This is a genomic window from Burkholderia sp. GbtcB21 (genome assembly GCF_019091065.1).
Lineage (GTDB): Bacteria > Pseudomonadota > Gammaproteobacteria > Burkholderiales > Burkholderiaceae > Burkholderia > Burkholderia pyrrocinia_C.
The window spans coordinates 144,885-171,694 of sequence record NZ_JAGXKA010000004.1 but is presented as its reverse complement, the minus strand read 5'-3'; the positions used below and the strand labels follow the sequence as shown (position 1 = coordinate 171,694).

Sequence of the window (26,810 nt, the reverse complement as noted above, 5' to 3'; positions counted from 1 at the left end):
AACATCAACTTTCCGTGTGCCTTTCCGGCACACGATCCGTGGAGTCCTGAAACATGCCGCTTTCCAACGCCCAACTCGCCCAAACCATCGATCACACGCTGCTCGCGCCCGACGCGAACGACGCGCAGATCCGCGAACTCTGCCGCCAGGCGGCCGCGCATCGCTTTTACTCGGTCTGCGTGAATTCGGCGAACGTGCCGCTCGCCGCACGCGAGCTGGCCGATACCGGCGTGCTCGTCTGCGCGGTGGTCGGCTTTCCGCTCGGCGCGGGGCTGTCGGCCGCGAAGGCATGCGAGGCGTCGGCCGCGATCGCGGCGGGCGCCGGCGAGATCGACATGGTGATCAACCTCGGCGCGCTGAAGAGCGGCCGCGCCGACGACGTGAAGGCCGACATCGCGGCCGTGCAGCACGCATGCGGCGCGGTGCCGCTGAAGGTGATCCTCGAGACGGGGCTGCTGAGCGACGACGAGAAGGTGCGCGTGTGCGAGATGAGCCGCGACCTCGGCGTCGCGTTCGTGAAGACGTCGACGGGCTTCGGCCACGGCGGCGCGACGCTCGCGGATGTCGCGCTGATGCGCCGCACGGTCGGGCCGGACCTCGGCGTGAAGGCGTCCGGCGGCGTGCGCGACCGCGCCACCGCGCTCGCGATGCTCGAGGCCGGCGCGACGCGGCTCGGCACGAGCTCGGGGGTGGCGATCGTTAGCGATCAGGGCGGCAGCGATTCGGCGTATTGACGCGCGAAGGGCGGGTGCCCGAACCGGACTCCGTCAGCGGCGGTGTCGAACTCCATTCACCGCCACGAGCCGTTCGCTCGCCACCACGGCAAGCCGCGAAGCGTGGATCCGCATTCGGCTTGCCTGCTTCGGGGGACGAGTCAGAGCGCAGCTGCGGACCAAAAATGCAACCGATCATACGCAAATCACGGCCACCGTCGGCGACTTGCGGAACGTGCATATCCGCTATCAGCCCGATCGCGAGCGGCTCAATTCCACGCATGGCGCGCCGGACGCACGCCGTTCAGGTAGTAGTTGCCGACGAGGTGATATTTCCACCGCACCGGATCGTGCAGCGTATGCGTGCGCGCGTTGCGCCAATGCCGGTCGAGGTTGTGCTCGGCGAGCGTCGACTGCGTGCCGGCCAGCTCGAACAGCTTCTCGCCCGCGAGCAGTGCAATCTCGGTCGTCAGCACCTTTGCTTCGCCGACCGCGACCGACGCGCGCGCGACATCGTCGTCGGTCACCGTGCCGCGCGCGCCGATCTCGTCGAGCGCGCGCGCCGCGCGCTCGAGCAGCGCTTCCGCCGCATGAAGCTGGATGTGCAGACGGCCGATCTCGCGGAGGATCAGCGGATCGTCCGCCGCCCGTTCGACGCCGCTGTCGACCCACGGCCGCGTGCGGGTGCGCACGAACGCCAGCGTATCGTCGATCGCCGCTTTCGCGATGCCGGCATCGATTGCTGCCTGGATGATCTGCGACAGCGGGCCATTGAGCGTCGGCTCGTCCGACACGCGCTGCGCGGGCAGCACATGCGACGCGGGCACGCGCACGCCGTCGAGCACCACCGTGCCGCTCGCGGTCGTGCGCTGCCCGAACCCCGACCAGTCGTCGATCACGGTCAGCCCAGGCGTCGGCTGCGGCACGTACGCAAGCCACGCGTGCTGTGCGTCGTCGAGACCGAGCACCGGCACGTAATGCGCGAACAGCGCGCCCGTCGAGTAGAACTTCGTGCCGTCGACGACATAGTCGTCGCCGTCGCGGCGCACGCGCGTCTTCAGATCGAGCACGTGCTTCGTGCCCTTCTCCGAGAAGCCGTTGCCGAACCGCTTGCCGCTCAGCACTTCCGCGAAGAAATGGCGCTTCTGCGCGTCGGTGCCGACCAGTGCGATCACGTCGACCAGCCCGAAATGGTTCTGCGGCAACTGTCCGAGCGACGCATCGGCCGCCGCGACGATCTTGATCACCTCGGTGAGCGTCACATGCGATACGCCCGCGCCGCCGTATGCCTTCGGCACCGTGATCGCCCATAGCCCAGACTGCGAGAACCATTCGATCTCGTCGCGCGGCAACCGGCGCTCCCGATCGCGTTCGGCGGCGCCTTCCGCAAGCCGCTGCGCCAGCGCATGTGCGGCCGCGATCGCCTGTGCGTCGTCGGCGATCACTCGGGCCACTTGCGGTTTCTGATCGGCCGACCGCTCCTGAATCGTGGCGCTCGTCTCTGACATCGGGCTCTCCTGTCGAATCGCGAAAGCATTCAATCTAGCAGCGCGTTGCAGGTCGTCAAACCGAGCGATTCTCGTAACGATATTCCTTCGGATCACAAACGACACGGAGATTCACGCACGCGACATCATGCTTCCGCGTCGTAATCGATGCCCGAGCGTCGGCGCGTCCGCAGCCGGTCCGCGTAATGCTCATCGACGATAACGATCTGCGAATCCGTTATTGGAACGCCCGCCCCGCGCTTCCTATACTGGCCTCCCGGCGCAAACGGCCCGCCCTTCGAGGAAATCCGCATGACTTCGTCGCACGCAGACACCGACCTTTCCACCGGCACCGACTACGACGCACTCGCGAGCCGGTTCCGGCCGATATTCGACCGCATCGCCGCCGGCACCGCCGAACGCGAACGCCGCCGCGAACTGCCGCACGAAGCGATCGGCTGGCTGAAGGCGGCCGGCTTCGGCGCGGTACGGCTGCCGGTACGCGACGGCGGTGCCGGCGCATCGCTGCCGCAGTTGTTCCGGCTGCTGATCGAGCTCGCCGCCGCCGATTCCAATCTGCCGCAGGCGTTGCGCGGGCACTTCGCGTTCGTCGAGGACTGGCTGAACACTCCGCCCGGGCCGCAACGCACGACATGGTTCGACCGGTTCGCGAGCGGCCAGCTCGTCGGCAACGCATGGTCGGAGGCCGGCGACGTGCCGCTCGGCCAGACCATCACGAAGGTGTCGGAACAGAACGGCCGGCTCGTGCTGAACGGGCGGAAGTTCTACAGCACGGGCAGCCTGTTCGCCGACTGGATCGACGTGTTCGCGCAGCGCGCACACGACGGCAGCGACGTGATCGTCGCCGTCGCGACCGCGCAAACCGGCGTGATCCGCGAAGACGACTGGGACGGCTTCGGCCAAACGACCACCGGCAGCGGCACGACGCGCTTCGAGAATGCGACGGTCGACGCCGACAACGTGATCGACTTCGCACGCCGCTTCAAGTACCAGACCGCGTTCTACCAGTTGTTCCACGTCGCGACGCTGGCCGGCATCGGCCACGCGATCGTGCGCGACGCGGGTGAACTCGTGCGCAACCGCACCCGCGTGTACAGCCACGGCAACGCCGCACGTGCGGGCGACGATGCGCAGCTCCAGCAGGTGATCGGCGAAATCTCGTCATGGGCGTATGCGGCCGACGCGCTCGCGTTGCGCGCCGCGCAGCCGCTTCAGCTCGCCTACGAAACCCGCTTCGGCGGCGACGAACAGGCCGAGCACGACGCGAACGTCGCGGCCGAAATCGAATCCGCACAGAGCCAGCTCGTCGTGTCCGAACTCGTACTGCGCGCCGCGACGCGGCTGTTCGACGCACTTGGCGCGTCCGCCACGCGCAGCACGACCGCGCTCGACCGCCACTGGCGCAATGCGCGCACGGTGTCGTCGCACAATCCGCTCGTCTACAAGGCGCGGATCGTCGGCGACTGGGTCATCAACGGTCGCACGCCGCCGTTCGTCTGGCGCGTCGGCAACGGCACGAGCGCCGGCGCGGAACCGGGAGTCGCGCGATGAGCAAGACCATTCGCTTCAACGCGTTCGAGATGAACTGTGTCGGCCATCAGTCGCCGGGGCTGTGGGCGCATCCGCGCGACCGTTCGTGGCAGTACAAGGATCTCGACTACTGGACCGACCTCGCCCGCATCCTCGAACGCGGGATCTTCGACGCGATCTTCATCGCGGACGTGATCGGCTATTACGACGTCTACAAGGGCAGCAACTACCACGCGCTGCACCAGGCCGCGCAGATCCCGGTCAACGACCCGCTGCAGCTTGCCGCGCCGATCGCGATGGCGACCGAGCATCTCGGCATCGGCATCACCGCGTCGACGACGTTCGAGCACCCGTACACGTTCGCGCGCCGGCTGTCGACCGCCGACCATCACACCAAGGGCCGGCTCGCGTGGAACATCGTCACGTCCTACCTGGAAAGTGGCGCGAAGAACGTCGGCGATCACGGCTTGCGCACGCACGACGACCGTTATGCGGTCGCGGCCGAATACGTCGAGGTGCTGTACAAGCTGTTCGAGGGCAGCTGGGAAGACGGCGCGGTGGTGCGCGATCGCGACGGCCGCGTGTTCACGCATCCCGAGAAGGTGCACGAGATCGGCCACAAGGGCCGCTTCTTCGACGTGCCCGGCTATCACCTGTGCGAACCGTCGCCGCAGCGCACGCCGGTGCTGTTTCAGGCCGGCGCGTCCGGCCCCGGCAAGGCGTTCGCCGCGCAGCACGCCGAATGCGTGTTCGTCGCCGCGCCGACCCGCGAGCAGCTCGCGCGCTACGTGGCCGATGTGCGCGCGCAGGCCGCCGCCGCGGGCCGCGATCCGCGCAAGGTGCTGATCTACAACCTCGTCACGGTGATCGTCGACGAAACCGACGAAAAAGCACAGGCCAAGTTCGACGAATACCGCCGCTACGTGTCGTACGACGGCTCGCTGGTTTTCATGTCCGGCTGGACCGGCATCGACTTCGGTCAGTATGCGCCGGCCGATCCGGTCAGGCGCGTCGAAACGAATGCGATCGTGTCGGCGGTCGAGCACCTCGCGGGCGGCGACACCGCATGGACGATCGAGGCACTGGCGGCTTGGGGCGGCATCGGCGGAATGGGCCCGGTGTTCGTCGGGTCGGCGGCGACCGTCGCGGACATCCTGCAGGAATGGGTTGCCGCAACCGACGTGGATGGCTTCAATCTCGCGTATGCGGTCGCGCATGAAACCTTCGAAGACATCGTGCGCTACCTCGTTCCGGAGCTGCAGCGGCGCGGCGTCTATCCGACGCAATATGCGCCGGGCACGCTGCGCGAGAAACTGTTCGGCGGCACGGCGCGGCTGCCGGATGAGCATCCGGCCGCGCAGTTTCGCGATATCGAGCAGGTCAAGCGCGATGCCGAGCGGGAGATCGTCAGCGCCTGACGGAAATGTCGAAGCCGGCTTGCCCGCATTAGGCGGCGACCGGCTTCAACGCAAACGGCTTCGTGCGGTCCGACGAAGCCGTTGGTATTTTCCGGGGCGGCGAACGCGCCCCCGCCAGCGTTTACGCGGCGCTTTCGTCGTCGATGTCGCGTGCCGTCGGCTCGTAACGCACGATCAACAGAAACACGATCGGCGTGACCGCACTGATCGCGACGACCCAGAACATGTCCGTACCGAGACGGGCCTGCAGGATCGGCAGCACGAACAGCGCAAGCGCCTGACCGATGCCGCACAGCGAACGCCCGAAGCCGACACCGGTGCCGCGGATCGACGCCGGGTAAGACAAGGTCGGATAGATCATCATCTGCGCACCCGGCCCGAAACCTTCGGCGAACAGCCAGGTGCCGAGCATCAGCAGCACGGTGCCGACCGCGAGCGCACCGTGCGGATGTCCGGCCAGCGCAAGCGCGACAAGCGCGACGAACTGCAGCGCGAAGCCCGCGATCGCGACATGACGCGACGGATATCGATACGCGAGGCGCATGCCCAGCAAGCCGCCGGTAAACGCGAACAGGACGTTCAGCGCGAGCGATGCCGCGATCGTCTCGAACACGCCCGCGCCGAGAAACTGCGACAGGATCGACGGCAGGAAAAACGCAATCGCCGTGTATTCGAACGGGATGCACAGGTTCATCACGCTGGCGACGATCGTGCGTCCGAGATACGGGCGCTGGAACAGCACGCGAATCCGCACGGGCGGCTGGCTCGGCTCGCGTCGTGCGTCCTCCGCTTCGTGTGCGTGAATGCCGTACGACTCGCGAAGGATACGCGCGGCATTGGCCAGGTCGCCCTGGTTCGCGGCCCACAGCGGCGATTCGTTCATGAAACGATTCCTGACCAGAATGATGACGAGCGCAGGCACCGCGCCGAAGATCAGCGACGCGCGCCAAAGCCAACCCGCGTGCTCGGCCGGCAGCAGGAAATACAGGCCGAAGATCAGCAGGAAACAGACCGACGACGCCACGTACCACATCGGGCACCACGCGGCGAGCCGCGACGCCTTGTTGCCGCGGCCGTTGAACTTCGAGAATTCCGCGAGAAACGCCATCGCGACGGGCAGGTCGATACCGACACCGAGCCCCATCACGAAGCGTGCGCCGATCAGCACCCAGACGTTCGGCGCCAGCCCGGCCGCGATCGCGGCGATCACGAAAAACAGCATGTCGGCCATGAACACCTGATAACGGCCGATCCTGTCGGTCAGCCACCCGCCGATCAGGCTGCCGAAGATCGTGCCGATCATGATCGCCGAACCGACCAGCCCGGTCAGCGCGGGCGTCAGGCCGAACTCGCGCGCGACGTCGTCGATGCCGTAGGACAACGTCGTCAGGTCGTATGCATCGAGAAACACGCCGCCGAGCGCGAGCAGCACGATCATCCGCGCATGGCTGACGGAACTGTCCGTCGTATTGATCAGGCGCGCCACGTCGCTCGCGGAGCGGATAGGCGCGGAAACCGGCGTGACCGCGTTCAGATCGATCGAACTCATCGCATTCCTTTGTTGCGCCGAATGTTCGGCGATATCCACAGGGAGCCGGGAACGCGGCACGCGCATTCGCTATCGACAGTGAGCGGAACGAATGCTCGACCGTCGGCACGTACTGTCGTCGAGTTCCGGCAGCGGAGATTCTGTTCTCGCGATCCGGTTATCCCAAGCGATATAACGCGATAAATTATTCGGTGTGCGTCATAAAGTTGCTCGTCGCGTGCGCTTAGCAGCAGCGTGCATGTGCAATCGTCGATTTCTTCGTTATCGATTCGCCGGCGCTTCGGTACATTGGACGGTCACCCTGCCTGTTCGCGGCACGTTGCCGCTCTTCCGGAGATTCCCCGATGAAGCTGTCCTGGTCCCGCGCATGGCAATCCGCGACCATCGTCGTTGCCGCGTTCGCCGGTCTCGTATCGATGCACGCACGTGCGGCATCCCCCGCGGAAATCCGCGTCGACTACGCGTACTACTCGCCGGAGAGCCTGGTGATCCGCCACTTCGGCTGGCTCGACGACGAGTTCAAGGCCGACCGCACGTCGATTCGCTGGGTGCTGAGTCTCGGCAGCAATCGCGCGCTGGAATACCTGAACAGCGGCGCGGTCGACTTCGGCTCGGCTGCGGGGCTCGCGTCGGTGCTCGCGCGCGCGAACGGCAACCCGATCCACGCCGTATACGTGTTCTCGCGCCCGGAGTGGACCGCGCTCGTGGTCCGCAAGGATTCGCCGATCCGCTCGCTCGCGGACCTGAAGGGCAAGAAAATCGCCGCGACGCGCGGCACCGATCCGTTCCTGTTCACGCTGCGCGCGCTGCACACCGCCGGCCTGACGCGCGACGATGTGGAGATCGTGAACCTGCAGCATCCGGACGGGCGCACCGCACTCGCGAACGGTCAGGTCGACGCATGGGCCGGTCTCGATCCGCACATGGCAGCAGCACAGCTCGACGACGGCGCACGCCTGCTGTACCGCAACATCGCATTCAATACGTATGGTTTCCTGAACGTGCGCGACGCATTCGCCAGCCAGTACCCGCAGGCGGTCACGCGCGTGCTGAAGGTCTACGATCGCGCGCGCCAATGGATCATCGCGCATCCGGCTGACACCGCGCAGATCGTCGCCGACGAATCGAAGGTATCGCTGCCGGTTGCGAAACTGCAGCTTCAGCGCAACGACTTCAGCGATCCGGTGCCGGGCGATACCCAACGCGCAGCGCTGAAGGCAGCGGCGCCGGTACTGACGGCCGAACAGTTGACCAGGCCCGGCGTCGATGCCGCGAAGGTTGTCGATACGCTGATCGATCCGGCATTTGCGCGCCCGCTCGTCGCCGCGTCGCACTGAGTTCACGCCGATGACGGACACCGCCACTCGCGACGACGCGCTCGCGCCCCACCGCCTTGCATCGCCCCGCGCGAGCCGGCGCGACCCGCTTCGCGCGTGGCGCATCGCGGGCCTAGCATTGCCGTTCGCCGCGCTCGCGCTGCTGGAATACGGCGTGCGGCACGGCTGGCTGCCGGACCACCTCGTCCCGGCGCCGAGCGAGATTCTCGATACGCTCGCCCGGATGGGCATCACACGCATCGCGCACCATATCGGCGCGAGCACACTTCGGGTCGCGGCAGGTTTCGCGGCCGGTGCCGGGCTCGCACTCGCCGTCGGCGCGGCGATGGGCCTGAGCCGCCGGATCGACGCGCTGCTGGAGCCGACGTTCCAGGCGCTGCGCGCGATCCCGTCGCTCGCGTGGGTGCCCGTGCTACTGCTGTGGCTCGGCATCGACGAAGCGCCGAAGATCACGCTGATTGCGATCGGCGCATTCTTTCCGGTTCATCTGGCGGTGGTCGCCGGGATTCGCGACGTCGACCGCAAGCTCGTCGAGCTCGGCGCGGTATACCGGCTTGGCCCGGCTGCGCTGTTCCGTCGAATCCTGCTGCCGGCCGCGCTGCCGCAGATCGTCACCGGCCTGCGTACCGGCCTCAGCCTGGCGTGGATGTTCATGGTCGCCGCGGAGCTGATCGCGGCCACGCGCGGCCTCGGCTTCCTGTTGAGCGACGGCCGGGAAACCGGGCGCCCCGATCTCGTGTTCGGCGCGATCCTGCTGCTCGCATTGCTCGGCAAGCTGACCGACGGTGCGATGCGGCGCATCGAGTCGCACTGGCTCGGCTGGCGCGACGCATTCGACAACCCGACGCACGAGGCGTCGAAATGAGCACGCTCTCTTCTGCGCACACGACAGCGGGCACCGCTACGCCGCTGCTCGACCTGCGGATCGCCCGCAAGCTTTACGGAGACCAGACGATCCTCGTCGACGTCCCGCTGCAGGTCGCGCGCGGCGAGATCGTCTGCATCGTTGGCCCGAGCGGGTGCGGGAAAAGCACGCTGCTGCGGATCGTCGCCGGTCTCGACACGGACTTCCGCGGTAGCGTGAAGATCGACGGAATCGCGCTCGACGGGCCATCTCCGCGCGTCGGCGTCATTTTTCAGGAACCGCGACTGCTGCCGTGGCTGTCGATCGCGGACAACGTCGGCTTCGCGTCCGGCCCGCGAGGCGGCCGCGAACCGAGCGTCGCACGGCTGCTCGACGAAGTCGGCCTTGCCGGCGCCGCGCGGCAATTACCGGCCACGTTGTCGGGCGGGATGGCCCAGCGCGCCGCGATCGCGCGCGGGTTGTTCGGCGAACCTGACCTGCTGCTGCTCGACGAACCGTTCAGCGCGGTCGACGCGATCACCCGGATGCGGTTGCAAACGCTGCTGCTCGATGTGGTTCACCGGCACCGGATGGCCGCGATCGTCGTCACGCACGATCTCGACGAGGCGCTGTATCTCGGCGATCGCGTGCTGATGCTCGCGCCGAACCCGGGCCGTGTCGACGACGAGATCCACGTCGAGATCGCGCGGCCGCGCGATCGGCGCGACCCGTCGCTGGCCGCGCAGCGCGCGCGATTGCTCGACGCGTTCCAGCGCTTTCGCGATCGTGCCGACGGCACGGGGCACGAGCCGCATGACCGTCAGGTATCCGGATCCGGAATCCGAGCGTTTTGATGATCATCGGCATGGATCGTGTCGACGCATGCTCAAAGAAGCCCGTCCTACAAGGGTTCTCCGGGAAATTCTCGAATTTTCAGATTGATTGGCGTGGATCGATTTCCGTAGCATTTTCCTGCACGACGCTTACCAGGCCCGCCGAGCTGGTACGAAAAATCGACCAGATCGAGACCAGGCATGGTCCGGTAGCGCGGGCGAACAAGGCCGCGGCTTCGCGGTCGTGGCCAGCGAAGTGAGAAGTCTCGCGCAACATTCATCGGCCGCCGCGAAGGAAATTCGGCAACTGATCACGCAATCGGTCCAGAAGATTCAGGATGGCTCGCGTCTCGCGCACAATGCGGGCGACACCATGGACCAGGTGACGCAGGCGGTGGTGCGCGTGACGGACATCTTGGGCGAGATCGCGGCGGCATCGAGCGAGCAGAGCCGCGGGCGGCGCCGATGTCTGGTTTCGAAGGCGTTGTGGCCTCCTCGCCCTAGTCTGCACCGGATGCATCGCACGGCGCATCGGATGAAGCGGGAGCGACATCGGACGTTGCAGCCGCGTCCGGCCCCGCTCCGACGGTGCGCAATGCGCCGTCGGTCACATACGGAATGAGTCCCGCAGCGCGGATCTTCGCGACGATCGTGCCGCGGCATGCGGCATCGTCCGGCGCGCAATAGTCGATCGAGATCACCGGCAGTCCGTAGCGTTCGCGGATCGTCTTTGCTTGCGCGAGCAACCAGTCGCGATCCGCCGCAGGCACCGCGTCGTAATTCCGGTTGCGCTGGTCCCAGTTGCCGAACAGCGATTCGAACGCAACCGCGGCGACCGCATCGTGCACCTGCGGCAGGATTCCGAAGCCGCGGTTGAGGATGAGTTCCGCCTTCGGGTAGCGCGCCTTCACCGCGTGAATCACCGCAACAAGCCCCGCCTCCTGCTTCGCGCGCGCCGCGTCGGTCTTCGCGACGAGCTGGTACGAATCGAGCGTATCGAAAAAGAAGCCACGGTAGCCATGCGCCCACAACGGCGCGATCACATGCTCGACGAAGAACGCCGGCCAGCCCGGCGCGGACTGGTCAACCACCGTCGACGCCCATGTCGTATTGCGTCCGAGCAGCCAGCGCTTCGGCATCTTGCGCGCATAGTCCCGCTCGCGTGTCACCTCGCCGACGCTCACGTACGCGAACCACGCCGGGCGCGGCGCATGTTGCGCACGCGGATCGAAACCGCTGTCCGGCTCGACCACGACGACGCCGAACTTCGCAAGCCGGTCGACCGGCACGTCGTTGCCATAGAAGAACGCGACCGACTGCAGATGCGCCGCATCGGCCGGACCGCATGCGTTTGCGAATGGCGCGGACTGCGCGGATTGTGCATACACCGCCCGCGCCCACAGTGCGCCGATGACGACAAGCGCCACGGCAACGGTGAACAGTACGATCGGCGTCATCGACGGCCCACGCAACGGATGAAGACGAAAAGACAACGGATCACCTCAATGACGCAACATATAGGTCTCGTATTCGAGGCGGCCGAATTTTCGGTCGAGCAACAGCACCGCCGCGACGTCGAGAATCAGCAGAGCGAGCGCGAAGCCGTAGCCGTACGCGTCGGGCGTCATCCGCAGCGTGATGCCGGTCAGCACGCCGTTCAGCACGACGAAAGCCGCGGACAGCGCCACCACCACGCGCCGCGCGTCGAGATAAAAGAACACGTTCAGCAAACCCAGCAACAGCACCTGCAGACTCGCCGAGATTACGTCGACGATCAGAAGCGGCAGATACAGCGTCGAGATGTGCAGCGCCTCCAGCAGCCGGTGACCGAACGCGACGATCAGCAGCAGCACGACGGCCTGCACCTTGACGATCTCGTAGAGCCCCGCGCGCACGCTACCGACCATCATGTCGCGCATGTCGTTGATGTGTCGCAGCGTCGCGCCGTTGCGCACCGCTTCGTAGAACGCATCGTAATACTCGACGAAGTCCGCCTCGATCCGCACGAGGAACGTCGCCATCCCCGGCATCACGCAGACGTATGCGATGAACACCGGAATATCGTAGATCACTGACGCATGCAGCAGCCCGACCACCTGCGCGCCCGTGCCCGGCGCGTACCAGAACATGAACTTGTCGAGCCACACGCCGAGATTGAACAGCAGCCCGACGAGCGCGAGCGTCGGGTACGCGAAGCGCCGGTCGAGCGTCTCGAACGAGATGAAGCGATCGCTGCGGTAGTTACGGTAGATCAGCCCCGAGAGACCGATGAACAGCACGAAGTGCCCCGCGACGAAACCGCCGAGCAGCCCCGAGATGCCGTGCCGGTTCAGCATCAACGCGAACGCAACCGTGCAGCCGTAGCCGACGAGGAACACCGCGAGAATCTGCCGGTACTGCTTCACGCTCGACAGAAAGATCACCGCGATCCAGATGTTGCTGACGATGACGAAGCCCGCGACCATCAGCATGCGATACAGCAGCGGCTCGCCGCGAAACCCGACCGCAACCGCGACGAAACCGACGAACCCCGCTGCCGCGGTGGCGAGCAGCACGACGCCGTTGTAGTTCGACAGCACGAGGCCGTCGCGCTTTTCGAACAGACGGTCCGAGATGAAGCGCGTGAACGACAGCTGCAATGGTCCCGTGAGAATCAGGCTTCCCGCGATCAGATAAGTCACCGACACCTGGAACTGGACGATCGCATACTTCGGAATCACGAACGCGAGGCTCAGCAGACCGATGATCAGAATCCCGAAGATCGACAGGATCAACGGGCCGGAACTGATCAACCCCGCGTACGCATACGCGCGCGCGACGCCGAAGAGCGTCTGCTGCCGCAGGATCTTGCGCAGTTCGAAACCGATGCCGGCCATCAGCGAGTCTCCTTGCCGGGGTTGGACGCAGCCGCGCCGTCGCGCAGATGATGAACCGGGCAGCCTGCCGCGGCCGCTTGCGCGCCGCGTGGCCGGTCGGGGGTGGCCGCCAGCGTGTCGTACAGCGTCCGGTACCGGTCGATCATCTGCGCGCGCGTATAGAAACGCCGCACGCGCGCGAGGCCGGCCCGTTGCGCGGCCTGCCAGCGCGACGCGTCGCAGAGCAGGTCGAGCACCGCCTGCGCGAACGCAGCCGGGTTCGCGATCGGCACGACCGAGCCCGCCGCACCGAGCACGCGGTCTTCGTCGCCGAGCCCTTCGATCAGTTGCCGGCACGACCCGACGTCGGTCGTGATCGCCGGCACGCCGGCCGCGAAGCCTTCGAGCACGACGAGCGGCAGCGCCTCGCTGATCGACGTCAGCGCAATCACGTCGACCTTCGGCAGGATGTCGTGAATCCGCTGGAAGCCGAGAAAACGCACCGCCTTCGCGAGCCCCAGGCTCTGCGCGAGCGCTCGGCACTCCTGCGCATAGGCCGGATCCTCCTCTTCCGGCCCGACGATCCAGCCTTCGATGTCCGGCATCGTCCGCGACGCGATGAAGACGGCGCGGATGAACGTCTTGATGTCCTTGATCGGCACCACGCGACCGATCAGCGCAACGACGCGACGCGGACCGTCGACGCGCTTGTCGAGCAGCGGCGCGAGCCCGTCGACATCCACGCCGTTCGGGATGTTGCGCGTGCGCGCCGCGTCCGCGCCGTCGGCAATCTGGCGGCGGCGGTTGGTCTCGTAAAGCGCGACGATCTCGTCGGCCGCGTCGTACGCGCACTTGCCGAGCGCTTCGAAGAAACGCACCCACAGCTCGCGGAAATAGCTGATCCTCGAGATGTCGCGTTCGAACGCACCGCGATTGTCACGGATCCATTCGCTTTGCAGCAGGTCGATCTTGCGTTCCTTCGTATAGATGCCGTGCTCCGAGACGAGCAGCGGCCGGCCTGTTCGGTAATGCAGCAGCGCGCCGAGAAAACCCGCATAGCCCGTCGATACCGTGTGATAGACGCGCGCCGTCGGTAGCCCGCGCGCGATCCGCGCCAGCTGCCACAGCGGCTTGTGCATGATGCGCACGGTCCAGAAGTAGTCGGTAAACGACGGATCCGTGCAGTAGCGGTGATAACGCTCGACGATGAAGTCCCACGCCGCGCGGCTCGTGGTGAACTGCCGCTCGTTCAGCGATCCGTCGTCGCCGATCAGCCGGACCATGTCGGCCATCAGCGCAGCGGGGTCCGCGGCTGCACCGCCCGCACCCTGCCCGCGCCACGCATCGTGCAGCGCCGCCGAGCGTGCGAACGCTTCGGGATCTCCGGGAATTTCCCGCGCGGTGCCCGCATCGGCGGGCACGTCGCCGTACAGGTAATGTGCTTCGAAGTGAAGGACGTTGTCGGGCAACTCGTACGCGGCGCCGCGATAGTCCTCCTCGCGGCTGCCGATGAACGCGATCGCGAAGCGCGTCCGCGGGTACGCGCGGATCATCTCGTTGACCCAGCTCGACACGCCGCCGCGCACGTACGGGAACGTACCTTCGAGCAGCAGGCAGACGTCGATTTCGGTCGACGGACCAGCGCGACGGTGAATGGACGGTTTCATGACGACCAGTAACGCACGACGGGTTTGAGAACGGGCACCGCGGCCGCGTTGCCGAGCGATGCGAGAAGTTCGGCCACGCGCGAATAATCGCCGCGCAGGAACGCCGCTTCGGCGAGCCACGGCACGAGGCGATCGCGCGGAAAGCCTAACGCGAACGCGCGTGCCATGTATTGCGTGGCCGCTTCCGCGTCGCCGATCGCGAGCGCGAGCCGGCCGCGAATCAGCCACAGCGCCGCATCGCTTGCGTCGATCGCGAGCGCGGCCTGCGCATGACGGTCGGCCTGTTCCAGCGTGTGCCGGTAGACCGCGCCCTGCACGAGGTTCCGATAGACCAGCTCGAAGTACAGCTCGGCGAGCCGGCGGTGGATCGCCTGGCGCGTTTCCCCGTCTCGGGCGTCGTCGAGCGTCTGCTGCGTCTGGAAAATGTTCTGCATGATCTCGTTCTCGGCGCGGTCAAGCGTGCCGTACGCGATCAGCCGCACGTCTTCGATCGGATCGGCGAGCAAGTCGCGCAGCAGCGTGCCGGTCGTGCGCGTCGGCATGCTCTGGATCACGACGAGCGCGGCGAGCCGGTCCGACGCGGTCACCTGCGTATTCACGAGACGCGCCTTCAGACGCGCGCCGCCGCCGTGCGAGACGCGTGACACGAGGTACGAGACGAACTCGGGTACCGGCACGTCGGCATACGCGTCGTCGGCGCGCTTCGCGGGCCAGCACGCGGCCCAGACGCAGCCGGCAAGCACGACGAGCCCGCCGCCCACCGGCACGAACGTGCACGCGAGCCACAGCGCCGCGAGCGTCGCGTTGCGGGGCGTGCGATAACGTTGCGACAGCAACAGTCGATACAGCAGCGCCTGCGCGGCGCCCCCGATAACCGCCGCGCCGAACACCGGCCACAGCGGATCGAGCCACGACGCCGCGACAGGCATCGCCGACGCATGCACGAAATCGACGAACTGCGCGAGCACCGCATACTGCAGCGCCGCGACGAGCGCGATGCCGACGAGCGCCGCGAGCGCGATCGGCACCGATGCCGCCGGCACCGGCAACGCGTCGCGCGCGGAAAAACGCGCCGAAGGATCGAGGGGCCTAGACATGGACGCCGCTTCGCTCCAGCAAGCGCTGCAATGCGAGCCCCGGTTCGAGGCTGCCGAGATGCAGCGTATGCACGCCGATCCGCGCGCCTTCGAGATCGAGATTGAACTGCGCCGCGAGACTCGATTCGATCCGCGCGAGATAACCGTCGACGCCGATCGTGTCGGTCGCGGGCATCAGGTTCACGAGGACCGACTGCGTCGGCGTCTTCAGCGACCACATCAGGTCGAGCGAGCGGCGGCGGCGCATCACATGCTCGAAGAACGAATCGCCCGCGTCGTTGTGCTGGAACACCAGCGCGACCAGCGACGACGCGATCCCCGCCTCGCACTGCAGCCGCGTCAGACGCGCGACGTCGAGCGCGAATTCGTATGGGCATGCCGGTACCGCCGCAAGCACGTCGCGCACGAGATGCGAATGCACGACGCCGTCCGCGTAATAGCCGAGCAGCACGAGCAGCAATTGCAGATTGTCGAAATTCAGCGACAGAAACGGCATCCGTTTGATCGCGAGCAGCGCGATCAGGCGTCCGTCGGCAGAAACGAGCGGCGCGCAGACCAGCAGCGTCGTGCTTGGCGCGAGGCCCTCGCCGTTCTTCAGATGCGCGACGCTTTTCGTTTCGAGCGCGCGCACGACAAGGTCGTCGCGCGGGTCGAAATCGAACGCATCGCCGAGCCGCGCGACCGGTTCGCGCGCGACCTTCGGCACGTTCATCCCACCGTCGACCGGATACAGCGCGGCCACTTCGATCTGGCACGCCTGAGCGACGAATTCGAGCAGCTCGCGCACGCCGGGCAGTGGTACGTCGTTCGCCGCGGCCCGCGGCGGCGCTTCGAGTCCGTGCGCGATCGACAGACGGCGCAGTTCGGCGATCGAATCGCGCAGCGTCGTCGGCTTCGACAGCAGATCCATTTCGAGCCGCTCGTGCGACAGTCGCATCAGATAGTGGCTGTTCGTAATCGCGGAGAGGCGGTCGTTCAGGTAGTCGTTGATCGCGTTCGCGCGGTTCGCGCGGGCGCCCCACGTATCGCCGAAGTGGCCGGCGACGATCGTTTGCAGCAGACCGCCGGTGAAGAACAGCAGCGGCCACGCTTCACCGGCCGCGTGCGCATTTGCAAAAAGCTGCCATGCGCCGATCATCAGCGCGCTCGCGAGCAGCCCGAGCAGCGTCCCGTAACGCAGCGCGACGACGAGCGGTGCAAACCATAACCACGGAAAACCCGCGTGCAGCAGCAGCGGATCGCTCCTGTCGAAATGCCACGCAAGCGCGAGCACGACCAGCATGAAGACGATCGTTTCGACGACCGACATCGGTCGTGCAGCGGCCGGCGCGACGAAACGGCGCACCGCGCTTAGATGACCGAACGGATTCGCGTGGCGCGAACGCGTCGACGCCGCGGCCGGACCGGCCTGGCCCTGGGGGTCGTTGGGTGCGTTCGCGTGGCTCACGGCTGTCTTCCGGTCAGGCGTGTCGGCATGCGTCACGAGCGCGGCCGCAATGGCGCGAGCAGGCGGCCGACCAGCGCGTTCGCGACGCTCGACAGGCTCGAACGGCTCCAGCCGCTGCGCGTGCCCGCCGCGCTCCAGACAACCTGGCCCGACTCGACATCGACGAGTTCGAAGGTCAGCCCCGCGACCGGCTCGCCGTCGACGCCGACCTTGTAGCGCCACTCCTCGACCGCACCGGCCAGCACGTACTTCACGTGCTGCTCGCGCGCCCACGCGAGCCGGCGCTCGCCGGTGTCGCGCTGCGCAGTGTCGAACATCGCGTTGCCGCTGCCCTCGGCGGGCGCGATACGCACATCGGTCAGGCCGTTCGCGCGCAGCACGGTCGCCGCAAGCGCCGCGGCGCTACCGCCGGCCGCGGGCGTTTCGGTGAAGTTTGCGATCGGCGCGATCGCCACCGCATCGTTCGCCGCGAGTGCCGGCGCGCCGGTCTGCCGGATCGAGCCGCAACCGGCGAGCACCGCCGCCGACAACGCAATCGCCGCCGACCAGCGGGCAACGCGCGACACGTCAGCCCCATGCGACCATCCGGACCGGCTGGCCGTTTCGTTCATCGTGTTCATCGAACCACTCCTCTGTCACTTCATTGTTTGCCGCGTCGTACCGCGTTGATCCGTGCATCCAGGTACGCATCGATGGAAACAGGAATCAATAGAACCAACTGTAGCGCGCACAGAGCACCGTCACTGGGGTACCGATGCGCGACACGCGCTGGTGCTCGATGAACAGCGCCGCGTGATCGCCGCCGAACACCGAGCCCGCGACGCCGGCGTTGAGGTCCGGCCCCCAGCCCTGAATCGAATCGTGCACGATGCCGATGTCGACAAACGGCCGCCACCGGTGCGTGTACTGCTCGCGCAGATCGTTGCCGAAGCCCGCGAACAGACCGTATTGCGTGTAGGTCGCCGGCACGAAGTTGCCCGCGAAGGCCGGGTGGCTCGCGGCGGGCAGCAGCGACGAGATCGGCGAGTCCGCGCGATCGCTCGCACCGTAGCGGCCGTGCGTGCCGACAACGCGGATCGTGTAGTCCGGGTACGCCGTGCGGATACGGTAGCTCACCTGCGCGGTCGACAGCACGCCGCTGCCGAGATAGGTGCGCGCCTGGCTGTAGAAGCGGTCCGTCTCGACGCTGCCCGACACCGTCACGCGCGCGCTCGCCTGCCAGTTACCGTTGACGATCAGGTTGTCCTTCATCCCGCCGATGCGCAACGTCGGCAGTTCGTCGGCGACCTGGTTGCGGCCCGCGCGCGCGCCGAACTGCAGCGGCCCATTGCGGCCGAACTCCGCGCCGAGCCCGAACGTGTAGAAGCTGTCGAGCGCTTCGCGGCGGCCCGCGTTCACCGTGAACGCGGAATCGCGCGTCTGCCGCTTTGCAAACACGACCACCGAACGGTCCACCGACGGCACGTTGACCAGTTGCGACGCATCCGTCGACCGCTGGAAGTCCTGCGTGCCCGTGATGCCGACCATGTAATGCCCGGCGATCTTCCGGCTGCCCGCGATCGTCTGCTCGATGTAGTCGAGCGGATGTTCGACGTAGCTGGTCACGGTCGCGTCGAGCGACTGCGGCCACGCGAGCGCGGTTTCGACGAGACGCCGATGCATTTCCGTGTCGTCGGGCGCGCCGCCGAGACCCTCGAACGCGAGCGCCTCGGCCTGCGCGGGACGATCGACGGCTACGGTCGCATCGATGCGGTCGTAGCGCGGCAGATGCGAACCCTGCGCGAGCAGACGCTCCATCGTTCCGACGTCGTTGTCGGCGAGCGCGACGGTCAATTGTGCGGACGCCGGCTGCGCGAGACGGTTCGCTGCCTGCAGCGCGAGCCAGCGCTTCGCGAGCGGATTCGCCTCGTGCGACAGCGCCCACGCAATCGCGACTTCCTGCGCGACCGCGGCGCGCAAGCGGCGATCGTTGCCGAGGGCCTCCTCCGTCGCTTTCGCGCTGCCCGGCGCCGCCGATACGAGCGGCGAAAGACCGCGCGCCGCGCCGAGTAGCGTGCGGCGTTCGCTCGCGATGTCGGCGCGCGTCGAGTCGTCTTTCAGCAGTTCGTCGAGCAACGTGGCCGCAGTGTCAGGGTCCGAATAATCGACGGCCAGCGCGACGCGGCGGCTGCGCAGTTGCAGGCGCGTTTCGGCATCCCGCGACGCTCGTGTGCGGACGCCGCGTTGCAAGGCCTGCGCGGTTTGAGTCGCCTGCGTTGCCTGCGCGACCGATGCGCGCTGCCCCGCCGAGGTTCGCTGTTCGTGCAACGTACGGTCTTCGCGGATCTGCAGCCACACCTTGCGCCGGATCGACCACGCGAGATCGGGACGCCCCGCCATTTCCTGCGCATCGGCATACGTGAGCAGCCACAGCGGATCGCGCGACATCAGCGTGGCCTGGCGGCGTAGATATTCGAGCGCATCGACTGGACGGTTCAGGCGCAGTTCGGCCGCGGCATACGGCCCCCACAGCGGCGCGCTCAGCGACGCCGTATCGCGCCAGCGGACGAGTGCCGCGCGCAGCTCGGCGCCGGTGCCGTAATCGACGAGCGTCCACAGCAGCGCTGCATCGAGATCCGCCGACGCGCCCGGCAGATCGACCGCACGTTGCAGATCGCGCAGCGCGTCGAGCGGACGGCCCGTCTGCCGCTCGTATTCGGCGCGCACGCCGAGAAAACCCGGCAACGCTTCGGCGGCCGCACGCTCTTCCGGCGTCAGGCTCGCGAGCAGCGCGTCGATGCGCCCCATCGCACCGGCGCCAGTGTAGTAGTAGATCGCCTGCTGCAACGCGCGCACTGTGTGGTCGCGCCGGTAGCGCAGCTCCGAGATGCGGCCCGCGTCGATCGGGTAGGCGTCGTAGAAGTACGCCATGTCGCCGAGATCGTCGGGCGTGGCCTCTCCGCTCGCGAGCAGATGACGGTATGCGTCGTGCGCCGCATCGTCGCGTTGCAGCAGCCGCGCGAGCTCGCCGTAGTTGCGCCAGAACTCCACGTCGCCGTCCCGCGCGTAGCGGCTCGGCCCCGTCATCGCGTCGAGCGCGCCTGCGTAGGCGCCGTCGCGGTACAGCGCGTTCGCCGTGTGCAGCGCATAACGCGGATTGTGCGGGTCGCGCTGCTGCAGGCGACGATAGATCGCGAGCGCCTTGTCTTCGTGGCCCGCGCGTTCCGCGAGCGCACCGGTGCGCTCGTCGAGCGCGTTCGCCGCGCGGCCGGGCGGCAGGCTTTCGAGGAACGCGATCGCGTCGTCGGGCCGGCCGAGGCGCTCATACGTTGCGGTAACGGAATCGACGAGCTTGAGATCGCCCGGCGTCGCGCGCGCCGCATGCAGCAGCGCGACGAGGTACGCGTTGTCGTCGTCGAGCATCGGTGCGATGCGCAGCACGTTCCGCCAGCCGACGGGGTCGTTGGTTTGTCGCGCGTAGTCGAGCCACGATTTCAGTGCGAGCTGCGACGATCCGTTCCATTCGGCGACCTGCGCGAGACGCTTCTGCCACAGCGCCGAATGCGGGTCCTTCGCGAGCTGCGCGAGCGCGACCTTCTGCGCGCTGGCCGGGTCGGCGGACTCGAGGAACGACTGGTAGAGGAGATCGGCGACGTCGGGACTGCCGGCGGTCGGCGACGATGCGAGTTGCACCGGTTGCGCGGGCTTCGGCGCCTGCGTCGCGGCGGCGAGGCGCATCACGTGGCCGGTCTTTTGCAGCGAGACCTTCACGATGCGTGCTCGTCGCTGCAGCTTTGCCGTGGCGAACGCGGTGTGCGCTTCCGTTGCGTTGACGAGTGGTGTCGGGCCGTCGAGGTGTGCCCGGGATTGCGGCGCGACGCCGTCGCGATGTGTGCGGTTATGCGGCACCGGACCATCGCGATATGCATATGCCTGCGACGTCGAGCGCGGCGCGCGCACCACCGGCACGGCGACCACGCGCCCCGCGTCTTCCCTCCGATCAGCAATACCGCCGATCCCCGCCCGCCGCGCCAACGCCTTCGCATACCGCTCGACAAGGTCCGGCCGCTGCGCCGCGCGCGCGAGATCGAGCAGCGCGACGAGCGTCGGCTGATCGTCGATGAGGGCGTCGTTTTGCCGCCCCGCAACCGCGATCGCGTCGGCGGTCAGATTGCCGGCCTGCAATACGTGAATGCCTTCGATGAAGCAGCGTCGCTGCGCGTCGAGCGTCGTCGCGCTCGCCTGACGGCGAAACCAGCTGTCGGCCGCCCGTTTGTAGTCGCCGGCCTGCAGCGCGTAGCGCGACACATAGCTGTCCCATGCGTCGCGATGCGCGGCGTCCTGCTGCGCGAGGCGCGTATAGAAACGCAGCGCGAGCGCGGGTGCATCGACCGCTGCCGCGCATTGCGCGAGCCATTCGAGATCGTGAGCCGACCAATCGAGCGCGGCCGCTTCCGAGATCTGCTCGCGCAGCGCGTCGAACGCGGCGGCACGGCGCGGATCGTCGGGCCGCATCGCGAACGTGCTTTGCTGCGCGATCGCGAGCCGCAACTTCAGCGCGGTCTGCCGCGGTTGCGGGGAAGGCAGCGCGTCCATCCGCCGAACGATACGGCCCGCGTCCGCGAGCCGACCGAGCGAGACGTACTGCGCGCCGAGCATCGCCAGAAGCTCTTCGTCGTGCGGCCGCACCCTCAGCCACGCTTCGAGATACGCCGCGCTCAGATCGCTCGGCGCACCGACCGCGGCCATCCGCTCGCGCAGGCCGCCGCGCGGCGCGACCGCGTAACAGGTCAGCAGCACGACGCCCGCCAGCACCAGCACGAGCCATGGCGGAACGATACGCGGGCGGTTATCGGCCACAAGCGATCTCGACTGGCCGATAGCTCATCGGCCGGCTGACCTTCGCCGCGGTCTCGAAGCGCAGATACGCGCCGTCGGGCTGCGCGGCGACCGCCTGCCCCGCGACGCTCACGCGGCAGTGCTGCGCGTCGCCGAGCTTCACGAACGGCTGGTAGTAGCTGCCGAACTCGAACGACATCCCGTCGGCGGTACGGCGGAAATGCCGGACGAAGCCGTTCGCTTCCGCGATGTACGGCAGCCCGCCCGCGCCATGCACTTGCGATCCGCTCCCCAACACGACGCGCGCCGCGCCGTCGGCGACGTGAATGTAGGTGCCGTCGGGGCCCGGCGCATAGCCGGTCACGCCCGGCGATGCACGCAGGTTCGGTGCGTCGTTGCGCGGCCAGTGCAGCTCGCGCACGTCGCCGTTGCCGCGTACCACCCACGCGCCGGCTGCCCCGTTCGCAGTCACCTCGCGCGCAACCGCGAAGCTGCGCCAGTCGAGCACCTTGTGCGTGTAGTCGGTGATGTAGACCGGCAGCACCGGCTGCTTCAGCACCGTCGAGTAAATCCGGTCGAGCGCCTGCAGCGACGCGATCTTCGTGCCGCTGTACATGTGGTAATAGATGTCGATCGGCTTGAAGCGGAACGGATGCTCGGTCATGTCATAGGTTTCGAGCACCTGCGTGAAGCCGTAGAAGGGGCCGAGCCAGTTGTTCGTGTAGATGTTCTCGTCCTGGTTCGGCGCGTACACCTGGTAGGCGCCCGGTCCCTTGTCGACGCCGATCGGCGCGATGTGCGTCCAGCTGTTCACCGACTTGCGGATGATCGTGTCGCCGCCGTTGATGTTCTGCACGCCGGCCGCGTACGCCTTGCGCACGGCGATCGCGGGCGGCTCGCAGTCGCCCGGCCATTGCAGCACCTCGGTACGCTTGCCCGGCGGCGCGAGACGCGAGTCGATGTAGTCGATCGACCCGGCGATCTCGCGGCCGAGATTGAACGTGTAGCCCGGAATGTTCAGCGAGAACGCCGTGTCGCCGCCGTTGCCGCGCTCGGCGTTGTTCGCGTGATCGACGCGCGCGCCCGTCGTCATGTCGAGGTCGGCCATCTGGAACGGATGCGAGTACGTGTGCGACCCGATCTGCACCCACGGCAGCGCGAACATCTGCCGCGCGAGCGCTTCGAGGCGCGGCGACAGCTTCGGATAAAGCCCGCTCGGCCCCACTTCGCCTTCGATTACCGACAGCGTCATCGGCACCTTGTAACGCGTGAATATCCGTCGATAGAGCGCGTCGCCGGAATAATCGGCGCCGGGGAATTCCACGCGCGACGCATAACCGTCGCCGTCGACGTGCGTCATGACGAGGCGCCGGCCGTTCTCGGTCGTGACGCTCGGCGACGGCATCTGCACGAGACGCAGCGCCGCGTTCACGAACGAGATCGGCTGGATCGCCCAGCGCGTCTGTCCGATGCCGTTCAGCGAGACGACCGTGTACGGGCTCAGCGTATAACCGCCCCACGGCGTGATCGCGGCAGCGTCGATGTTCGCGCCCGCCGCGGAAAGCCGCAGCAGCGGGCGGCTGCGCGAGCCGACGCGCATGCCGACGAGATCGCGCGCGTCCGGTTTCGGATCAATCTCGAAGCCCATCATCGGATCGCGCGTCACGACACTCACCGGCGCGGCGAGCGGACCCGGCACCGGCTGCAGATCGAGCGCGGCGCCCTCTTCCTGCGCGGCGTCGAAACCGAACCGGCCCATGAACGCGATCGGCAGGTGGTCCGCGATGCGCGCATCGACCCAGCGCTGCCATTTTGCGGGATCGATCGGCTCCGCGCCTTCGATCCATGCGACGACGCCCGCGTAGCGGTCCGGCGTGATGTCGGCCGGCAGCGGCGCGTTGAGATCCGCGTATTCGACGTCGTAGCCGAGATAGTTGAGCGGCATCGCAAGATCGCGCACGCCGAGCGTTTCGTCGAGCGGCGTATCGGCGTCGCGGTTCTGCACGATCAGCACCTTGCGCGGCAGTACCTCGAGCGCGCCGATCCCGACGACGTCGCGGCCCGCCCCCGTCACGTACGGTGTGACGCCGGTCGCGACGACCTGCGCGGCCGTCGTGCGTGCACACGCGCGGTCGGTGCGCGGACAGATTTCGAGCGACAGCACCGGCACGTGCGTCTCACGCATGAACGCCTGCGCCGCGTCGACGCGTGCGGTTCGATCCGCGGCGGCGACGTCGCGGATCGAACGCGGATCGTCGCCGTTCGTGAAGCCGCGCACGAGCGACTGGCCGAGCACCGCGTACAGCACATTCGCATGCGGCTGCGCCGCGCGCAGCGCATCGTCGCCGCCGACGATCAGCCGCGCATCAGGATGCGTCGCGCGAATCGCATCGATCGACGCGATCGCATCCGGCGCGTCGAGCAGGAAACCGCGATAGCCGCGCCGCCACAGCGGTTCGATGTGCTGCGCGACGAACGCGGCCGGCGCAAGCGCGGCGCCCGGCGCCGCATGCGGCACGCGCGCGAACCAGACGCTATGCGCGAGCGGATGCGTCGACGGATCGAAGCCTCGGGCGGGATCGAGCACGACGGCGTCGAACGCTTGCAGCAAGCCGACGGGCGGCTGCGCGCCGTCGAAGAACGCGACGTTTGCGCGCGGGATGGCTGGTGCGGATCGAGGTTCCCGCGTGTCGGCGGCCTGTGCGTGCAGCGACGCAAGCGCGAGCACCGCGATGCATGCGGCTGCGGCGAGGCCGTTGCGGGCAGCGCGCACGATGGCGGTCGCGCCTCCTCTCGGATCGTGATTCAAGTCGTGTCGTTCCGGACGTGCAGCAATGCCGGCGAGGGTCGCCCGGCACGGCATGCGTGAGATCTAGCGAATGAAGCCGAAAGTCGGGGGGCATGCCCGCGCGCGCGCCGGACCGCCGCCGTCTGACGGGGAAAACGCATGGAGGCGCAGCGGGAAGGAAGAAGGAATCCGCACGTTCATCAATCGTCGATGGCAATGAATGTTCTGGTTCGCGTCAGTCGCACGACGTGCCTGCAAACGCATTGCGGCCCTGAAATCCGCCTCTTTTCCGCCCTCCATTACCAGAGCACCTTGAAGTGCCCCCATGCCGTGCTTTGCTACCAGATACTCAAGACCCTCTGACTTCTTGAGCATTGAATTTTGCGGCGGGACATCCTCTTGATACGGAATAGGCAAATGATATGCAAGCGCCGGTGAGGATAAAATTCCCAGCGGCCTTCCGATCCTGACAGAGCCGACATGACTGCCGACGAGCACGGCCCCGCATGCCTCTCGCCCTTCATTCTTAATTCTTATATTTACCCGAATCATTTATTTTAAATTCAACCAAAATCAATCAATTACTCAAAAATCTCGGCCGGAGCAAAAAATCACGTAACGTATCACACCCGCAAGCAGAGATCACCTCCTTACATAAATTTATATTTTGATATGGTATGGAAATATTTTCGAAAGCATTTTGATTGATTCGCGCTGCGTGGCATCGAAACTTTATCGGCCAACCGAGTCAGAACTTCATCCTCCATGCCATTCGTCAAGTCAGAAAAATCCAACGGGCTAGCCTCCATCATTCCAACCGAAGATGATCGGATCGTGGCGTTCGGCAGTCCTGGTCGAACCTAAGCGTTCTCGACTAGCCGATCAGCGCATTGACGCCGAGCGCGGTGATGAATATGAGAACCACGATCAGCGTGTGCCTCGTCCACTTCGACTGCCCGAGTCGGCCGCTTTCGGATAAACGCCGTACGCCCGACGTGATGAGATATGCCAGCACGCCGATGACGAGGGCGGAGAGAATTGCGTGTTTGTCCATGTTCAAAAAATTTTGTCGGTTGGGCTTCTCTCAGGTGGCGTCAATGACGAAACCTCCAGCCGCAAGGAGAGTCAGCAGGCCACTTGATCCATCGAAGTGGTTGAATCCGATCGCGACGGCAAATGGAGCCGCAGCAGGCGATTGCGGTTCAGCCAGAAACCTCGACATGGTGTGGTTCGACGAATGAGTACCGCGGGCTTCTGCCAACGCCAGCCCGCGCCACGACTGCTAGCGGTTGATCACCGCCGCCGTCTCCTTCGCCATCGCCGCCGTCCCCACCATCGCCAGAATCGCCGCTGACAGCATCACCAACTGCTTCACCGACGGCCTCCCCCGCAATGGCACCCACCGCGCTACCGACCGCCGCGCCAACCGCATTGCCTACCTCACCGGCAGACACGCCACATCTCGGAACGCAAGTTCGTTATCGATCAGGATTCTCATGATTGAAAATCTCCATTTCTTTAAGTTTTCAACCGAATGCCTGCGCAAACGATTTCGGAGAAAATGCAGCCCCGGGAAATTACACGCACGTCTGCGGTTGATCCACCCCATCCCCCTCACATTGAATCGTGATGCCTTCCTTGCAGGCCGGACGAGATTAGCAAAATTATTCCCGCAAATCCATTCGATATACCTTTCACAGGAATCCCGATTCTTTTCACTCAGAAAGGGGGACATTTTCAGATGAAAGAAACATTTGCTACGCAAGAAATTCCACTGGACTGTCACATTTGACATTTCTTATGAGGTAATGCGTGGAATAGCGAGCAAAATCCCACATATTGGTCAACCCAGATGGCGTTCGTAGTACCGCCGCGTGAAGGCAATGCGATATTTCGGCCTCGTCGGGGGGGCCTGGTCGAGCGACCAAGCTGACGCACGGACCAGCCCTCGCGCAGCGCCTCGGTTTCATAAAAGTCTCGTGCGGCTGATGTCTTCACCGAGAGGAGACGTACGTAGGCCGACCAGGTTAATGGAAACGCTCGAGCGACGGTGCTTGGTTCTAACGTTCTGTTCGCGGTCGCTTTCGATGGCTTGGCCGATTTTGCAGACGGTGTCGGGACAATTTGGGCGGTCGTCGATTTTGCAGGCAGCGTCTGCACAATCCGATCGACCGGCCAGGTCAAGTAAAACGCCCGCATCTGCGCGAGATTCCACCACCCGAAACCCCGCCCTAAGCACTCCGGCAAATCGGCGCCCAGATGCCGGATCACGGCCTTGCCATAAGCGGCCCTTCCCTCGCCACCCTGCTCGAACGCCACGATCCGTCGACCAATCTCCCAGTAGGTCGCCGTCGTCAGTGCATTCACGCTGCGCGCGTCGACGCGACTAGCTCGGCAATTTCACGG

Annotated in this window: 20 protein-coding genes and 1 pseudogene; 8 read left to right on the top strand and 13 right to left on the bottom strand. The window is 66.4% G+C overall.

The window, feature by feature from the left end; all coding sequences use genetic code 11:
* The first annotated feature begins 53 nt into the window (after positions 1 to 53).
* On the top strand, positions 54 to 734 hold the full coding sequence (gene deoC, locus KVT39_RS11615) for a deoxyribose-phosphate aldolase (protein ID WP_217589114.1): 681 nt from the start codon (positions 54 to 56) through the stop codon (positions 732 to 734).
* Positions 735 to 982: 248 nt separating this feature from the next.
* Here the strand turns inward: deoC and KVT39_RS11610 are convergent, their stop codons facing one another.
* On the bottom strand, positions 983 to 2,221 hold the full coding sequence (locus KVT39_RS11610; RefSeq protein ID WP_217589112.1) for an SfnB family sulfur acquisition oxidoreductase: 1,239 nt from the start codon (positions 2,219 to 2,221) through the stop codon (positions 983 to 985).
* Between the two features lie 291 nt (positions 2,222 to 2,512).
* On the opposite strand from KVT39_RS11610, the gene KVT39_RS11605 reads away from it, so the two are divergent.
* Both KVT39_RS11605 and KVT39_RS11600 read left to right on the top strand, forming a co-directional pair.
* Entirely contained in the window at positions 2,513 to 3,772 is a 1,260-nt protein-coding gene (locus KVT39_RS11605; protein ID WP_217589111.1) for a monooxygenase, read from the top strand.
* Entirely contained in the window at positions 3,769 to 5,169 is a 1,401-nt protein-coding gene (locus tag KVT39_RS11600) for an LLM class flavin-dependent oxidoreductase (protein ID WP_105391440.1), read from the top strand. The genes KVT39_RS11605 and KVT39_RS11600 overlap by 4 nt, the downstream gene beginning before the upstream one ends.
* A 121-nt stretch (positions 5,170 to 5,290) precedes the next feature.
* Here the strand turns inward: KVT39_RS11600 and KVT39_RS11595 are convergent, their stop codons facing one another.
* Positions 5,291 to 6,718: an MFS transporter gene (locus tag KVT39_RS11595; RefSeq protein ID WP_217589110.1), complete on the bottom strand. Its 1,428-nt coding sequence runs from the start codon at positions 6,716 to 6,718 to the stop codon at positions 5,291 to 5,293.
* A 344-nt stretch (positions 6,719 to 7,062) separates the two neighbouring features.
* On the opposite strand from KVT39_RS11595, the gene KVT39_RS11590 reads away from it, so the two are divergent.
* From KVT39_RS11590 to KVT39_RS37965, 4 genes and pseudogenes are all read left to right on the top strand, one after another.
* Positions 7,063 to 8,055, top strand: a complete 993-nt coding sequence (locus KVT39_RS11590; protein ID WP_217589109.1) for an aliphatic sulfonate ABC transporter substrate-binding protein — start codon at positions 7,063 to 7,065, stop codon at positions 8,053 to 8,055.
* Positions 8,056 to 8,065: 10 nt separating this feature from the next.
* Positions 8,066 to 8,920, top strand: a complete 855-nt coding sequence (locus KVT39_RS11585) for an ABC transporter permease (protein ID WP_217589108.1) — start codon at positions 8,066 to 8,068, stop codon at positions 8,918 to 8,920.
* Positions 8,917 to 9,753 (top strand): ABC transporter ATP-binding protein, encoded by an 837-nt coding sequence (locus tag KVT39_RS11580; protein WP_217589107.1) that lies wholly within the window; start codon positions 8,917 to 8,919, stop codon positions 9,751 to 9,753. The genes KVT39_RS11585 and KVT39_RS11580 overlap by 4 nt, the downstream gene beginning before the upstream one ends.
* Before the next feature lie 193 nt (positions 9,754 to 9,946).
* Positions 9,947 to 10,189, top strand: a pseudogene (locus KVT39_RS37965) (methyl-accepting chemotaxis protein); the annotation flags it as partial.
* Between the two features lie 43 nt (positions 10,190 to 10,232).
* Here KVT39_RS37965 and KVT39_RS11575 read toward each other — a convergent pair.
* The 10 genes from KVT39_RS11575 to KVT39_RS11530 all read right to left on the bottom strand — a co-directional run bounded on the left by KVT39_RS11575 (position 10,233) and on the right by KVT39_RS11530 (position 25,458).
* The gene (locus tag KVT39_RS11575; RefSeq protein WP_175748057.1) at positions 10,233 to 11,189 is read right to left on the bottom strand and encodes an endo alpha-1,4 polygalactosaminidase; all 957 of its coding nucleotides are present in this window, start codon (positions 11,187 to 11,189) and stop codon (positions 10,233 to 10,235) included.
* Between the two features lie 45 nt (positions 11,190 to 11,234).
* Complete coding sequence (gene pelG / locus KVT39_RS11570) at positions 11,235 to 12,608, bottom strand: exopolysaccharide Pel transporter PelG (RefSeq protein ID WP_217589105.1); 1,374 nt, start codon at positions 12,606 to 12,608, stop codon at positions 11,235 to 11,237.
* Entirely contained in the window at positions 12,608 to 14,254 is a 1,647-nt protein-coding gene (pelF, locus tag KVT39_RS11565; protein ID WP_105391447.1) for a GT4 family glycosyltransferase PelF, read from the bottom strand. Before pelF ends, pelG begins: the two co-directional genes overlap by 1 nt.
* The gene (locus tag KVT39_RS11560) at positions 14,251 to 15,351 is read right to left on the bottom strand and encodes a hypothetical protein (protein ID WP_244099549.1); all 1,101 of its coding nucleotides are present in this window, start codon (positions 15,349 to 15,351) and stop codon (positions 14,251 to 14,253) included. Before KVT39_RS11560 ends, pelF begins: the two co-directional genes overlap by 4 nt.
* The gene (locus KVT39_RS11555) at positions 15,344 to 16,798 is read right to left on the bottom strand and encodes a PelD GGDEF domain-containing protein (protein WP_105391449.1); all 1,455 of its coding nucleotides are present in this window, start codon (positions 16,796 to 16,798) and stop codon (positions 15,344 to 15,346) included. Before KVT39_RS11555 ends, KVT39_RS11560 begins: the two co-directional genes overlap by 8 nt.
* Positions 16,799 to 16,830: 32 nt before the next feature.
* A complete protein-coding gene (locus KVT39_RS11550; RefSeq protein ID WP_105391502.1) occupies positions 16,831 to 17,409 on the bottom strand; it encodes a penicillin-binding protein activator LpoB in 579 nt (192 codons plus the stop codon).
* A 94-nt stretch (positions 17,410 to 17,503) separates the two neighbouring features.
* Positions 17,504 to 21,637 carry a tetratricopeptide repeat protein gene (locus tag KVT39_RS11545; protein ID WP_217589103.1) on the bottom strand — a complete coding sequence of 1,378 codons (4,134 nt, stop codon included), beginning with the start codon at positions 21,635 to 21,637 and terminating at the stop codon, positions 17,504 to 17,506.
* On the bottom strand, positions 21,627 to 24,326 hold the full coding sequence (locus KVT39_RS11540) for a sugar ABC transporter (RefSeq protein WP_254640470.1): 2,700 nt from the start codon (positions 24,324 to 24,326) through the stop codon (positions 21,627 to 21,629). The genes KVT39_RS11545 and KVT39_RS11540 overlap by 11 nt, the downstream gene beginning before the upstream one ends.
* A 162-nt stretch (positions 24,327 to 24,488) precedes the next feature.
* A complete protein-coding gene (locus KVT39_RS11535; RefSeq protein WP_146120847.1) occupies positions 24,489 to 24,779 on the bottom strand; it encodes a hypothetical protein in 291 nt (96 codons plus the stop codon).
* A gap of 499 nt (positions 24,780 to 25,278) precedes the next feature.
* Positions 25,279 to 25,458, bottom strand: a complete 180-nt coding sequence (locus KVT39_RS11530; RefSeq protein WP_105391452.1) for a hypothetical protein — start codon at positions 25,456 to 25,458, stop codon at positions 25,279 to 25,281.
* A 235-nt stretch (positions 25,459 to 25,693) separates the two neighbouring features.
* Between KVT39_RS11530 and KVT39_RS11525 the strand changes: the two genes are divergently transcribed.
* Positions 25,694 to 26,149: a hypothetical protein gene (locus KVT39_RS11525; protein ID WP_217589102.1), complete on the top strand. Its 456-nt coding sequence runs from the start codon at positions 25,694 to 25,696 to the stop codon at positions 26,147 to 26,149.
* A gap of 37 nt (positions 26,150 to 26,186) precedes the next feature.
* Here KVT39_RS11525 and KVT39_RS11520 read toward each other — a convergent pair whose 3' ends face one another.
* Positions 26,187 to 26,771, bottom strand: a complete 585-nt coding sequence (locus KVT39_RS11520) for a DUF1016 N-terminal domain-containing protein (protein ID WP_217589101.1) — start codon at positions 26,769 to 26,771, stop codon at positions 26,187 to 26,189.
* Positions 26,772 to 26,810: the final 39 nt, after the last annotated feature.